Raw genomic sequence first — 12,190 nt, 5'->3', positions numbered from 1 at the left:
TTGAAATCTGTCGAAAAATATCGTCTGGTCAAATCACACCTCGTCTATGGGCGTAGATTACCGCCCTTTAGGGGTGTCCAGAATCATTAAGCCAGATCACTCTGGGAGAGGGCTGGGGTGAGGGTAAGCGGCCTAGCGCGGTAATTCGATTCGCTCGACTTCCCCCGGCACCGTCGGCCAATCTCCGGCCGCCCACTTGCGCCGCGCTTCATCAATCGCCGCCGGATCACTGGCGACGAAATTCCAGTTGATCCGTCTCGGACCGTCCAGCGGTGCACCGCCGAACACCACCGCGTGCACATCGCTTTCAGCAAACAGACTCATTGCTTCGCCAGCGGGCAACACCACCAGCGCATGCGGCTCAACCGCCTCGCCATTCAATTGCGCATCGCCGCTCAATACATACACCGCGCGCTCTTGATGCTCGGTTGGAATCAGCAGTGTGGTCGCAGTCTGCATTTTCACTTCGGCATACAGCGTAGGAGAAAGCACCGGCACTGGCGATTCCAGGCAAAAACCTGACCCGGCAATCATCCGAATCTGCACGCCAAGGTTATCGCTGACCGGAAGTGTCGCTGCCGGGTGATGGCTGTAATGCCCCGGGCCCTGTTCGTGTTCCCTGGGTGAGGCCAGCCAGACTTGCAAGCCATGCAAGGTGAAGGTCTCGGCAAGCAGCGGCGCAGGGGTGCGCTCGACATGGGCGATGGCGCTGCCAGCGGTCATCCAGCTGACATCGCCAGCACCGACCACCTGATCGGAGCCAAGACTGTCTTTGTGCTGCAGTTGTCCTTCGAACAGATAGGTCAGGGTCGACAGACCGATGTGCGGGTGCTGTCGGATATCCATGCCTTTGCCCGTCGGATAAATCGTTTCGAGCATGTGGTCGAAAAACACGAAAGGCCCGACGTTGCGGCATTTGGCTGACGGCAGCGGGCGCAGGATCGGCTGGCCTTCGACGTCTTCGGCGCGTGGGCGGATGATCAGGAGTGGCATGTCCATGGTGCATTCCAGACTGAGCGGGTGATGCCAGAAGCATAACCCGCCGCTGGCATCGGGAGGATTATTGGCTGTCGAAGCCTTGTGGCGCGTGGGTTTCGATGCTGACTTCGCTGGTGGTCATCAGCTTGTGAATCGGGCAGCGATCGGCCACACGCAGCAGTTCCTCGCGCTGGGCGTCGGTCAGTACGCCTTTGAGCGTCAGGGTGACGTGCAGGGCGTATTTGCCTTTCTGCTCTTCGCTGTTGTCGCGCTTGACTTCGACACCCACGCCTGTGAGCGGGATGTCTTTTTTCTTCGCGTACATTTTCAGGGTCAGCGCTTTGCAGGCACCGAGAGCGGCATCGAAGTAGTCGTGCGGCTCCGGCGCGGTGCCTTCACCGCCGGCGGTTTTCGGTACGTCGGCAAACAATTCGTGATCGTCGATCTGGACGGTATGACGAAAACCTTCGGCAGAGACGGTATTGACGGTGACAGTCATGGAAACCTCACAGGCGGCAGGAAAAATCGTTCGATCAAAACAGACCTTGCAGTTATAGAGCATTCCCGGCAGTTGGCGTTCCGCTTTTTGGCAGGGATGAACCCTTGTCGTTCGGGCGCGGTCTAGGCTATGCCCATCTGCCGGAGATTACTTGTGTCCTTGTCTCGTCTGAGTATTGCCTGTCTGCTGCTGTTCGCTGGAAGCGCGGGCGCCCGCGAATACACCTACAGCGATGCGCACCTGCATTACGTGGATTTTTTCCAGGAAAGCGCCGGCATGCAGAAATTGCTTACGGCCATGAAGGAAAACTCCATCGAGCACGTGATGATTTCCGGCATTCCCGTGGCGAAGAAATGGCATGAAGACGAACCCAAGCGCCCGCGTTACTACGCCGGTGATGATGCCGATGCCTATTGGTACAGCGCCACCGACGTGATCATCGCCGACGCGGTGCAGAAACTCGCGCTGGAGCAGCGCCAGTACTTTCATCCGTTCCTGTCCGGCTTCAATCCCAATGACAAGAATTCCGCTGCGCATATCCAGCGCATGCTCGACCTGTATCCGGGGTTGTGGCAGGGCATCGGCGAGGTGTTTACCCGGCACGACGATCTGACGGCGCTGACCGCCGGCGACACGCCCCGCGCCAACAACGAGGCAATGACCAAGATCTATCACCTCGCCGCTGAAAACGATCTGCCGGTGATGCTGCATTCCAACATCACCTCCAAGCGTGAGAAAAATCCGCTGTACCTGAAGGAAGTGGAAGATCCGCTGCGCAATCACCCGCACACACGATTCATCTGGGCGCATGCCGGTACCAGCGCCGAGATTCATCGGCATCAAACCCAGTTGCCGTTCTTGTTGCCAACCCTGACGCGCATGCTAGAGGCCTATCCGAATCTGTTTATCGACCTGTCGTGGAGCATGCTCACGCCGTACCTGTTGGACGAGCAGGGCAAGCCGCGCGCGGAATGGCTGGCGCTGGTGGAGAAATACCCTGAGCGCTTCATGCTTGGCTCTGACGTGGTAGGACGATTCAACAAGCTCGGTAAGGAAATGCACAGCTACAAGCCTTTCCTCGATGCGCTGCCGGAGGCAGTTGCACGCAAAGTCGCAAGAGATAACTTCCTGGCGATATTGCCCCGCGATCCAGGCAGAACCGCTGGTCAGCGCTGAAAAGTCAAGGCCAGGGGTTCGAACTAGCCGCTCGTCTGCCTATCGCCTTTTCGTCTTACGCAATTTTCTGGCAATGCCGATACCTTCTAAAGCAACCCGCTGCAGGCTGATGCAGCGCTTTTTGGAAGGAGCCAGTGTCATGAATATCCGTAGTCTCAATATTGCCCCGCGCGCCGGTCTGGGTTTCGGCCTGCTGGCCTTGATGGTGTTCGCCCTTGGGGCGTTCGCCTTGCTGCAAATGTCGAACATGCGTGCGCAGTCCGATGAAGTCGACAACAACTGGCTGCCAAGCGTGATGGCGGTCGGGGAAATGAGTCAGGACATGCTGCGTCTGCGCGCATTGACCATGCGCCTGTTGCTCAACCGTGACCCCAAGGCACTGGAGCAGAACGTCGCCAAGCTCAACGAACTGCGCAGTGGCTTGAGCGAAGCGCAGCAGCGCTATGACCGGTTGATCGCCTTGCCTGAAGAGCGTGCGCTGTTTGATCGCTTCAAGGTTGCCGAGCACAAATACCTCGAGCTGCAGGCACAAGTCCTGCAGCTGTCAGCGCAGAATCGGGTCGCTGAGGCCTCCGCGATTCTCAATGATCAGATGAGTCCACTGGCCGATGAGATTGCCGTGACTCTGCGCGATCTGGTCGAGATGAATAAACACAACGCCAACCTGGCCACCGAGGCTGCACGGTTGGTGTTCAGTCAATCGCGGGTGTGGGTCGGGGTGATGATCGCCATGGCCGCACTGATCACCATTGGCCTGGCACTGCTGCTGACACGCAGCATCGTCGTGCCATTGTCGCAATCGCTCAGCGTGGCTGAAGTGGTGGCCAGCGGGGATTTGACCGGTGATATTCACATCGCAGGCAATGACGAGCCGGCGCGCTTGCTGCAAGCGCTGAAAAGCATGCAGCACAATCTGCGCGACACGATCCGGCGCATCTCCGAGTCGTCCACGCAACTGGCCTCGGCGGCCGAGGAGTTGAGCAGTGTCACTGAAGACGCCACGCGCGGTCTGCACCAGCAAAGTCAGGAAATCGAGCAGGCCGCCACGGCGGTCAATCAGATGACGGCTGCGGTGGAAGAGGTGGCGAACAACGCTGTCGCCACTTCCGAAGCTTCCCGCGAATCCGACCGCATCGCCCGGCAAGGGCGCGAGCAGGTGCAGCAGACGGTGACGTCGATCGAGTTTCTCGCCGGTGACGTCACCAACAATGCGGCGCAGGTCGAGGCGTTGGCGCAAAAGGTCCACGGCATCAGCAAAGTGCTGGACGTGATTCGCTCAATTGCCGAACAGACCAATCTGCTCGCCCTCAACGCCGCGATCGAAGCGGCGCGCGCCGGCGATGCCGGGCGTGGCTTTGCGGTGGTTGCCGATGAAGTGCGCGCGCTGGCTCATCGCACTCAGCAGTCGACTCAGGAAATCGAGCAGATGATCGGCGGGATCCAGCAGGGCACCGATTCGGCTGTCAGCTCAATGCAGCAAAGCAACGCACGGGCGCGTTCGACCCTGGAATTAGCCAAGAGCGCAGGTTCTGCTCTGGAGGAAATCGCCTCGGCGTTTACCTTGATCAACGAGCGCAACCTGGTGATCGCCAGTGCCTCGGAAGAACAAGCCGCGGTGGCGCGCGAGGTGGATCGCAATCTGATGAACATCCGGGATCTGGCGATGCAGACCTCGGCGGGGGCCAATCAGACCAGTGCGGCGAGTCAGGATCTGTCGCGTTTGGCAGTGGATCTGAATGGGATGGTGGCGCGGTTTTCTGTCTGAGTTTGACCTTCAAAAGCCCCTCACCCTAACCCTCTCCCGGAGGGAGAGGGGACTGATCGTGCGATGCTTTGCAATCCATATTCGACTCGGTTTCTCAGGTCGATGGATAGCGGCAGGCACCTCGCTCGGCTTCCTCTCCCTCGGGAGAGGGCTGGGGTGAGGGGTAGGGCCGCCGCGCAGTATCGTTGAGCAGATAAACAAAAGCCCCGCATTCGCGGGGCTCTTTGTTCTGCTATGGATCAGCTGCCTTTGACAGTCTTGCCGTTGACCGTGCCGTCCTGGAGCATGATGTTGTACTCCTTGCCGTCAGTCTCGACCTGCTGCAGACGCACCAACAGGTAATCCCAATCCTTGGCGAACCACAGCACGGTGATGCGCTTGCTTTGTGTCGGGTCGCGCACGCGTTCGACCTTGATCGCGTCGATCTGGCCGGCCTTGGTGTCGACCTTTTCCGAACCCAGTACGCGGAAGTCGTAGGTATCGACTTCGCCATCATCGACGACCTGATAGCTCATGCTTTTCTTGCCGGCGGCGACGTCATGTTGCAGCGCCAGCTGGTAGGTCGACTTGTCGACCATGCCACGGTTCAGTGGGATCTTCACCGCGTCGCCACGGTCGGTACCGGTCACCAGTTTGTTGGCCCAGTCGAAGTCCAGATCAGCCTTTTTCGCTTTGCCCAGACCGCCGCGTTCGAAGTGGTAGGACTGCGGCAGCAAGGTGTCCTTGTCCAGCTTCAGGGTGCTTTCTTCGGTCAGGCTGGCGATCATCATCGACGCCTTGAAGCTGAGTTTCCAGACGCCGTTGGCTTCCTTGGTCAGGCTGCGTTCGGCGGTGCCGCTCATGGGCAGCTGCTTCCAGTCGGCGGTGTAGCTGGCGGAGAACGGTTGAAGGTCCGCTGCCTGCGCGAAGGGCAGGGCGAGCAGAGCGCAGGCGAAGAGCAGGGCGCGACGCATAATATCTCCTAGTTTCGAATCAAGTGGCCGCTGGCGGCGAGTAGCTGGCCGTCGAGTAAAGCACCCTGGTCTCCGAGTGTCAGTCTGCCTTCGGCAAACCAGCGTACCGCCATCGGATAGATCAGGTGTTCCTGAACGTGGACTCGTTGCGCCAGACTCTGCGGCGTGTCGTGCAACTCTACCGGTAATACTGCCTGTACGACCAGTGGTCCGCCATCGAGTTCCTCGGTGACAAAGTGTACGGAGCAGCCATGTTCCGTGTCGCCGGCCTCCAGCGCGCGCTGATGAGTGTGTAACCCTTTGTATTTGGGCAGCAGCGACGGGTGGATGTTGAGCAGGCGACCCTGATAGTGGCGAACGAAATCAGCGCTGAGAATGCGCATGAAGCCGGCCAGTACCACGAGTTTCGGGTTGAATTGGTCGATCAGTTCGATCAGCGCGGCATCGAAGGCCTCGCGGCCCTCGAATGCCTTGTGATCCAGCGAGCGGGTGGCGATACCCGCGTCGCGGGCGCGTTGCAGGCCGTAGGCGTCGGCGCGGTTGGAAATCACCGCAGCGATGCGGACCGGGCTGTCGCCGGTCCGCGTGCTGTCGATCAGAGCCTGCAAGTTACTGCCGGTGCCGGACAACAGCACCACGACATCACAGGGCTTTGGCATCAGTGAGCCTTGAGGTTCTTCAGCTCGACCTGCGCAGCGCCTTCGGCGGCCACGGCGATCTGACCGATGACCCAAGGCTGCTCGCCGGCGTCACGCAGGGTGTTCAGGGCGACTTCGACGTGCTCCTGAGCCACGCAGATGACCATGCCGACGCCGCAGTTGAGCACGCGGTGCATCTCGGTTTCGTCAACATTGCCTTTCTCTTGCAGCCAGTCGAACACGGCCGGGCGAGTCCAGCTGGCCACATCAACTACAGCCTGAGCGCCTTTTGGCAGTACGCGCGGAATGTTGTCGAGCAGGCCGCCACCGGTGATGTGGGCCATGGCCTTGACCGCGCCGGTGTCCTTGATCAGCTTGAGCAGTGGCTTGACGTAGATGCGGGTCGGGGCCATCAGCAGGTCGGTCAGCGGTTTGCCGTCGAGCTGGGTGTTCTCGATGTCGGCGCCGGAGACTTCGATGATCTTGCGGATCAGCGAGTAGCCGTTGGAGTGCGGGCCGGACGATGGCAGGGCGATCAGGGCGTCACCGGTGGCGACTTTCGAGCCGTCGATGATTTCCGCTTTTTCCACGACGCCAACGCAGAAGCCGGCCAGGTCGTAGTCTTCGCCTTCGTACATGCCTGGCATTTCAGCGGTTTCGCCGCCGACCAGCGAGCAACCCGACAGTTCGCAGCCAGCGCCGATGCCGGTCACTACTTGTGCAGCGGTGTCGACGTTGAGTTTGCCGGTGGCGTAGTAGTCAAGGAAGAACAGCGGCTCGGCGCCGCACACCACCAGGTCGTTGACGCACATGGCGACCAGGTCGATGCCGATGCTGTCGTGCTTGTTCAGGTTCAGCGCCAGACGCAGCTTGGTGCCCACGCCGTCGGTGCCGGAGACCAGCACCGGCTGCTTGTAGCCGGCCGGGATTTCGCAGAGGGCGCCGAAACCGCCCAGGCCGCCCATGACTTCCGGGCGCGCAGTGCGCTTGGCGACGCTCTTGATGCGTTCGACCAATGCTTCACCGGCGTCGATGTCTACACCGGCGTCCTTGTAGCTCAGGGAGGGTTGCTTGCTCATGATCCAGGCCTTTAGGGGAGGGGATTCAGGGGGTAACGACCGAGTCCAGCGGGAACGTCGAACTCGATGGGCGATCGCCTCACGCGAGTTTCGAGGGGCCCGGCTGTTGCCGGTCTGCGAAGGCGCGCGATTTTATCAGGCTTGAGGGGCAGCGGCCATCCTCGCACCGACGGGCAGGGCCATATCGGCGGAAATTTTTTGCAATCGCAGGGGATGACTGCCTGTATAAGGTGTGGCGATTAACCGTCTATCGTTAGGACTGTGCAAAAACTTACCGCTACCGTGTGAATGTTTTGCCAGAGGAGGGGGTCACAGCCTTGCTCAAACGGTTCACGCGGCGTGTTCCAGCCGCTCCTGTCGACGGGAATTTTCCATGCGTTTTTGTAAATTTTTATTTGTGGGCTGCCTGACACTGGTCAGCCTGGCGAGCCATGCCGAAAACCTCAAAGGCCTTTATCAGGTGCGTCAGCCGGTCAATGGCCAGGCTGCGCAAGAGCGCGATCGCGCCACGCAGGCAGCGCTCGATACCCTGGTGCTGCGCCTGACCGGCGACCCGAAAGCCGCGCAGAGCCCGGGGCTGGCACCGATCCGCAAGGACCCGCAGCAGATCATCAGCCAGTTCGGTTTCGATGCCGGCCCCCCGGAAGTGCTGAAAGTCGATTTCGATCCGGCAACCACCGAGCAGGCGTTGCGCCGCGCCGGGCTGCCGGTGTGGGGCGCCAGTCGGCCGTCGATTTTGAGCTGGTGGCTGAACGATTCGACTGAAGGTGCGAGTCTGGTCGGTGACGGTCAGGCCGCTGCCTCAACGTTGCGCACGGCTGCGCAACATCGCGGTTTGCCACTGCGTCTGCCGCTGGCGGATCTCAGCGAACAACTCGTCGCCACTGCGCCGGCGCTGGAAAGTGCTGATCCCGCGCCCCTGCGCAGTGCTTCGGAACGCTACAACGCTGACGCCTTGCTCGCGGTGCATGCCCGTGAAGAGAGCGGGCAGTGGCAGGCGAAATGGCGGCTGTGGCTCGGCGATCAGAAAGAGGCCGGCAGCGTGCAGGGCGCCGACCAGGCTGCGGTTGCCGATGCGGTGATGCTGGCGGTGGCCGAGCGTCTGGCGCCGCGATTCGTTGCCAAGCCCGGCGCATCGGGTCAGCAGACTCTGGAAGTGCAGGGCATGAATCTGGAGCATTATGCGGCGCTGCTGCGGTTACTCGAACCGTTCGGCGTGCGTCTGCAGAGCGTGCAGGGCGATCGCATCGTCTATCGGGTCAATGGCAGCGCCGATCAGTTGCGCGCGCAATTGTCGCTGGCGAAGTTGCAGGAGTTGCCTGCCGAGGCGGCGGTTCCAGCGGCACCTGTGCAGCCAGCCGTCGAGGGTGCGCCTGCGGTTGCAGCGCCAACCCCGGCAGCGGTGGCACCGTCGTTGCGGTTTCGTTGGTAAGTCTTTTCCTTATATAGAAGCATCAGGAGTGGTAAATGGCCGATACGCGGCGTTGGTTCTGGCTCGGTGGGGTAATCCTGCTTTGCGCGTTTGTATGGTTGCTGCACCCGATCCTCACGCCGTTTCTGGTCGCGTTGTTGCTGGCTTATCTGTTCGATCCGCTGGTGGATCGCCTGGAGCGGCTTGGTTTGTCGCGAACCTGGGGCGTGATTGCCGTATTTGCCTTGTTCACCCTGATCGTCACCGCGTTGATGCTGGTGCTGGTGCCGATGCTCGCCAAGCAATTGCTGCGTCTGTACGAGCTGGCGCCGCAGATGCTCGACTGGTTGCAGCACACCGCTGTGCCATGGGCGCAGGCGAAACTGGGCCTGTCGGACGGTTTCTGGAAGTTCGACAAGGTCAAAGCCGCAATCAGCGAACACATGGGCCAGACCACCGACATCGTCGGCGTGGTGCTGAGCCAGGCCACGGCCTCGAGCCTGGCGCTGATCGGCTGGCTGGCGAATCTGGTGCTCATCCCGGTAGTCAGCTTCTATCTGTTGCGCGACTGGGACGTGATGATGGGCAAGATCCGCAGCCTGCTGCCGCGTGATCGCGAAGAACGCGTGGTGGCGCTGGCGGGTGAGTGCCACGAGGTACTCGGCGCATTCGTGCGTGGCCAGTTGCTGGTGATGGTTGCGCTGGGGGTGATTTATGCCGCCGGCCTGATGATCGTTGGCCTGGAACTGGGGCTGTTGATCGGCCTGATTGCCGGTCTCGCGGCGATCGTGCCGTACATGGGTTTTGTCATCGGCATCGGCGCGGCATTGATCGCCGGGTTGTTCCAGTTCGGTGGCGATCTCTACCCGATGGTCGGGATTGTCGCGGTGTTCATGGTTGGTCAGGCACTGGAAGGCATGGTGCTGACGCCGCTGCTGGTCGGGGACCGAATCGGCCTGCACCCGGTGGCGGTAATCTTTGCCATCCTCGCGGGTGGCGAGCTGTTCGGGTTCACCGGCGTGCTGCTGGCGCTGCCGGTGGCGGCGGTGATCATGGTGCTGGTGCGGCATGTCCACGTTCTGTACAAGGATTCCGAGATCTACAGCGGCGTTGACGAACCCGAGCTGTGATGTCGCGGGCGGCCGGGCCTTTGGCCGGGCTGCCCGGTGTCGTACGGGCGAGGGCGCCAGAGAATCCGTCACAAAACCGGTGCTTCAACGCAAACCTTTGATTTTGCTTGGAGTCTGTCGCATTGTGCGCTCAGCCTCACGGGTATAAACTTCGCAAACTTTACACAGAGGCCACTAACGGTTCCTTTGAGAACTGTTCAGTCAGCATGAAACCGATTCAGCTGCCCCTAGGTGTGCGTCTGCGTGACGACGCCACCTTCATCAACTACTACCCAGGCGCCAATGCCGCTGCACTCGGCTATGTCGAGCGTCTCTGCGAAGCCGACGCCGGGTGGACGGAGAGCCTGATCTACCTGTGGGGCAAGCACGGTGTCGGGCGTACGCATCTGTTGCAGGCAGCGTGCCTGCGCTTCGAGCAGATGGGCGAACCGGCGGTGTATCTGCCGCTGGCCGAGTTGATGGACCGCGGCGTAGAAATCCTCGACAACCTTGAACAGTACGAACTGGTCTGCCTGGATGATTTGCAGGTGATTGCCGGCAAGGCCGACTGGGAAGAGGCGATGTTTCATCTGTTCAACCGTCTGCGGGACAGCGGCCGGCGCCTGCTGATCGCTGCATCCACTTCACCACGCGAATTGCCAGTGAAGCTGGCTGACCTGAAATCACGCCTGACCCTGGCGCTGATTTTTCAGATGCGCCCGCTTTCCGATGAAGACAAATTGCGTGCGCTGCAATTGCGCGCCTCGCGTCGCGGCCTGCACCTGACCGATGAAGTCGGGCATTTCATTCTGACTCGCGGCACGCGCAGCATGAGCGCGTTGTTCGATCTGCTCGAGCAGCTCGATCAGGCCTCTTTGCAGGCGCAACGCAAGCTGACCATTCCCTTCCTCAAGGAAACTCTGGGCTGGTGATGGTGGGCTTTTGCCAGCTTTCAGGCGCCAGAAAATCCCCCTGCGAGCGGCGATTGGCCGGCCAGGCAAGTTAAGCGCTTAGATGTAAACGCGAAACCGGGAAGTCACATAAAGTTCGATTGAATTTGCAAATGAGGACGATAGCGGGCATAGTCTCGGCTTCTTTACAACTATCAGCCACGGTCGTGCCCATGCTAAAGCGCTTCGCACCCCTCGTGCCTCTCGCACTCGGTACCCTGTTATTCGGTTGTGCTGCTCATTCTCCGGTTCAAGAGCCGCCGCAACAGGCCAAGAATTCTGCTACTGCCCAGTCTTCCGTTATTTACCAGGAAGAGCTGGACACCGAAAAAGAACTCAACCAGTTCAACGGCAGCAAGCCTTATCAGCTGCCTGTGCTGGCTGACAGCATCCTTGAACGCGGCATGTCGCTGATCGGTACACGTTACCGTTTCGGCGGTACCTCTGAAGCCGGTTTCGATTGCAGCGGTTTCATTGGTTACCTGTTCCGCGAAGAGGCGGGCATGAACCTGCCGCGCTCCACCCGCGAAATGATCAACGTTGACGCGCCGCTGGTGTCGCGCAGCAACCTTGAGCCGGGTGATCTGCTGTTCTTCGCCACCAATGGTCGTCGCGGTCGTGTCAGTCACGCCGGGATCTACCTGGGCGACAACCAGTTCATCCACTCCAGCAGTCGTCGCAGCGGCGGTGTTCGCATCGACAGCCTGGGTGACAGCTACTGGAGCAAGACCTTCATCGAAGCCAAGCGTGCACTCGCCATGGCGCCGACCGTGGTCACCGCTCGCAAGTAAGCCCGATGTCGCTGCGTTCGCGGCGACAATACGGTCCGGCAACGGAGTAGACCTAAACTTTACAAGGTGAAGTTAAAGTCTTACTTGAAGTTTGCCGCGTAGCCGCTAGAATCCTGAATCTATATTGATGGCAAACCGCCTGCGTGATGACGCAGGCGGTTTTGTTTCTGTCCATTCGGCAGAGAAAGCCGCAGCCAGATCAGGATGTTCTGCTTATGACGATGTCGGCCCGCCTCACCTTGATTCTTTGCGCCGCGCTGCTCAGCGCCTGCGCCAGCCGCACACCGCCGCCAGCCCCCGTGGTTCGTGCGCCGATCGTGTTCGCTCCCTCACAAGCCTTTTCTCCCGCCGCGGAAGACGTGCTGTTCCGTGCCCTCGGCCTGGTCGGTACGCCGTATCGTTGGGGCGGCAATACGCCGGATTCGGGTTTTGATTGCAGTGGCCTGATCGGTTTCGTCTACCGCGACGCGGCGGGGATTTCCCTGCCACGCTCGACCCGCGAAATGATCGTCATGCAGGCGCCGAATGTCGGCAAGGAGGGCTTGCAGACCGGCGACCTGATCTTCTTCGCCACCAATGGCGGCTCGCAGGTCAGTCATGCGGGGATTTACGTGGGCGAGGGGCGCTTCGTGCATGCACCGGCCACGGGCGGCACGGTCAAGCTCGACAGCCTGTCGAAGGCCTACTGGCAGAAAGCGTATCTGAGTGCCAAGCGGGTGTTGCAGCCGGGGCAGTTGGCGCATAACCCATAATCAAATCTGACAAAGATCCAATGTAGGAGTGAGCCTGCTCGCGATAGCAGTGTATCTGTGACGTAAATGTCGACTGATACACCGCTATC

At 60.4% G+C, this 12,190-nt stretch carries 12 protein-coding genes; 7 read left to right on the top strand and 5 right to left on the bottom strand.

Annotation, left to right across the window (positions count from 1 at the left end; translation table 11 throughout):
- Positions 1-132: 132 nt before the first annotated feature.
- Together DCO47_RS21900 and DCO47_RS21895 are read right to left on the bottom strand one after the other, a co-directional pair.
- The gene (locus tag DCO47_RS21900) at positions 133-999 is read right to left on the bottom strand and encodes a pirin family protein (protein WP_116658905.1); all 867 of its coding nucleotides are present in this window, start codon (positions 997-999) and stop codon (positions 133-135) included.
- Between the two features lie 61 nt (positions 1,000-1,060).
- Positions 1,061-1,477 carry an OsmC family protein gene (locus DCO47_RS21895; protein ID WP_042607595.1) on the bottom strand — a complete coding sequence of 139 codons (417 nt, stop codon included), beginning with the start codon at positions 1,475-1,477 and terminating at the stop codon, positions 1,061-1,063.
- A 129-nt stretch (positions 1,478-1,606) separates the two neighbouring features.
- On the opposite strand from DCO47_RS21895, the gene DCO47_RS21890 reads away from it, so the two are divergent.
- The gene (locus tag DCO47_RS21890) at positions 1,607-2,653 is read left to right on the top strand and encodes an amidohydrolase family protein (protein WP_116658904.1); all 1,047 of its coding nucleotides are present in this window, start codon (positions 1,607-1,609) and stop codon (positions 2,651-2,653) included.
- Between the two features lie 139 nt (positions 2,654-2,792).
- Complete coding sequence (locus tag DCO47_RS21885) at positions 2,793-4,418, top strand: methyl-accepting chemotaxis protein (RefSeq protein WP_065615122.1); 1,626 nt, start codon at positions 2,793-2,795, stop codon at positions 4,416-4,418.
- Positions 4,419-4,657: 239 nt separating this feature from the next.
- Here the strand turns inward: DCO47_RS21885 and DCO47_RS21880 are convergent, their stop codons facing one another.
- From DCO47_RS21880 to purM, 3 genes are read right to left on the bottom strand one after another with little or no spacing between them, the layout of a single operon-like run.
- On the bottom strand, positions 4,658-5,371 hold the full coding sequence (locus tag DCO47_RS21880) for a DUF3108 domain-containing protein (RefSeq protein WP_016773693.1): 714 nt from the start codon (positions 5,369-5,371) through the stop codon (positions 4,658-4,660).
- A gap of 8 nt (positions 5,372-5,379) precedes the next feature.
- On the bottom strand, positions 5,380-6,030 hold the full coding sequence (gene purN, locus DCO47_RS21875) for a phosphoribosylglycinamide formyltransferase (protein WP_065615123.1): 651 nt from the start codon (positions 6,028-6,030) through the stop codon (positions 5,380-5,382).
- Entirely contained in the window at positions 6,030-7,088 is a 1,059-nt protein-coding gene (purM, locus tag DCO47_RS21870; protein ID WP_016773695.1) for a phosphoribosylformylglycinamidine cyclo-ligase, read from the bottom strand. Before purM ends, purN begins: the two co-directional genes overlap by 1 nt.
- 373 nt (positions 7,089-7,461) lie before the next feature.
- Here purM and DCO47_RS21865 point away from each other — a divergent pair, with 373 nt between their 5' ends.
- From DCO47_RS21865 to DCO47_RS21845, 5 genes are all read left to right on the top strand, one after another.
- On the top strand, positions 7,462-8,520 hold the full coding sequence (locus DCO47_RS21865; RefSeq protein WP_042607600.1) for a DUF2066 domain-containing protein: 1,059 nt from the start codon (positions 7,462-7,464) through the stop codon (positions 8,518-8,520).
- A gap of 35 nt (positions 8,521-8,555) precedes the next feature.
- On the top strand, positions 8,556-9,629 hold the full coding sequence (locus DCO47_RS21860; RefSeq protein WP_042607601.1) for an AI-2E family transporter: 1,074 nt from the start codon (positions 8,556-8,558) through the stop codon (positions 9,627-9,629).
- Between the two features lie 206 nt (positions 9,630-9,835).
- Complete coding sequence (gene hda / locus DCO47_RS21855; protein ID WP_007919828.1) at positions 9,836-10,540, top strand: DnaA regulatory inactivator Hda; 705 nt, start codon at positions 9,836-9,838, stop codon at positions 10,538-10,540.
- 191 nt (positions 10,541-10,731) lie between these two features.
- The gene (locus DCO47_RS21850; protein WP_116658903.1) at positions 10,732-11,349 is read left to right on the top strand and encodes a C40 family peptidase; all 618 of its coding nucleotides are present in this window, start codon (positions 10,732-10,734) and stop codon (positions 11,347-11,349) included.
- A gap of 215 nt (positions 11,350-11,564) precedes the next feature.
- Positions 11,565-12,101 carry a C40 family peptidase gene (locus DCO47_RS21845; protein WP_116658902.1) on the top strand — a complete coding sequence of 179 codons (537 nt, stop codon included), beginning with the start codon at positions 11,565-11,567 and terminating at the stop codon, positions 12,099-12,101.
- Positions 12,102-12,190 lie beyond the last annotated feature (89 nt).

The organism is Pseudomonas sp. NDM (genome assembly GCF_003105095.1).
GTDB classification, from domain to species: Bacteria; Pseudomonadota; Gammaproteobacteria; order Pseudomonadales; family Pseudomonadaceae; genus Aquipseudomonas; species Aquipseudomonas moraviensis_A.
Note: the sequence above shows the minus strand (reverse complement) of the source record. Positions and strands in the feature narration are given on the sequence as shown.

What these genes read in the sequence shown, in the direction of transcription:
- DCO47_RS21860 (WP_042607601.1), top strand. Translation starts at nt 8,556, where the DNA reads ATGGCCGATACGCGGCGTTGGTTCTGGCTCGGTGGGGTAATCCTGCTT.
- DCO47_RS21890 (WP_116658904.1), top strand. Translation starts at nt 1,607, where the DNA reads ATGCCCATCTGCCGGAGATTACTTGTGTCCTTGTCTCGTCTGAGTATT.
- DCO47_RS21850 (WP_116658903.1), top strand. Translation starts at nt 10,732, where the DNA reads ATGCTAAAGCGCTTCGCACCCCTCGTGCCTCTCGCACTCGGTACCCTG.
- DCO47_RS21900 (WP_116658905.1), bottom strand. Translation starts at nt 999, where the DNA reads ATGGACATGCCACTCCTGATCATCCGCCCACGCGCCGAAGACGTCGAA.
- hda (WP_007919828.1), top strand. Translation starts at nt 9,836, where the DNA reads ATGAAACCGATTCAGCTGCCCCTAGGTGTGCGTCTGCGTGACGACGCC.
- purN (WP_065615123.1), bottom strand. Translation starts at nt 6,030, where the DNA reads ATGCCAAAGCCCTGTGATGTCGTGGTGCTGTTGTCCGGCACCGGCAGT.
- DCO47_RS21885 (WP_065615122.1), top strand. Translation starts at nt 2,793, where the DNA reads ATGAATATCCGTAGTCTCAATATTGCCCCGCGCGCCGGTCTGGGTTTC.
- DCO47_RS21845 (WP_116658902.1), top strand. Translation starts at nt 11,565, where the DNA reads ATGACGATGTCGGCCCGCCTCACCTTGATTCTTTGCGCCGCGCTGCTC.
- DCO47_RS21865 (WP_042607600.1), top strand. Translation starts at nt 7,462, where the DNA reads ATGCGTTTTTGTAAATTTTTATTTGTGGGCTGCCTGACACTGGTCAGC.
- purM (WP_016773695.1), bottom strand. Translation starts at nt 7,088, where the DNA reads ATGAGCAAGCAACCCTCCCTGAGCTACAAGGACGCCGGTGTAGACATC.
- DCO47_RS21895 (WP_042607595.1), bottom strand. Translation starts at nt 1,477, where the DNA reads ATGACTGTCACCGTCAATACCGTCTCTGCCGAAGGTTTTCGTCATACC.
- DCO47_RS21880 (WP_016773693.1), bottom strand. Translation starts at nt 5,371, where the DNA reads ATGCGTCGCGCCCTGCTCTTCGCCTGCGCTCTGCTCGCCCTGCCCTTC.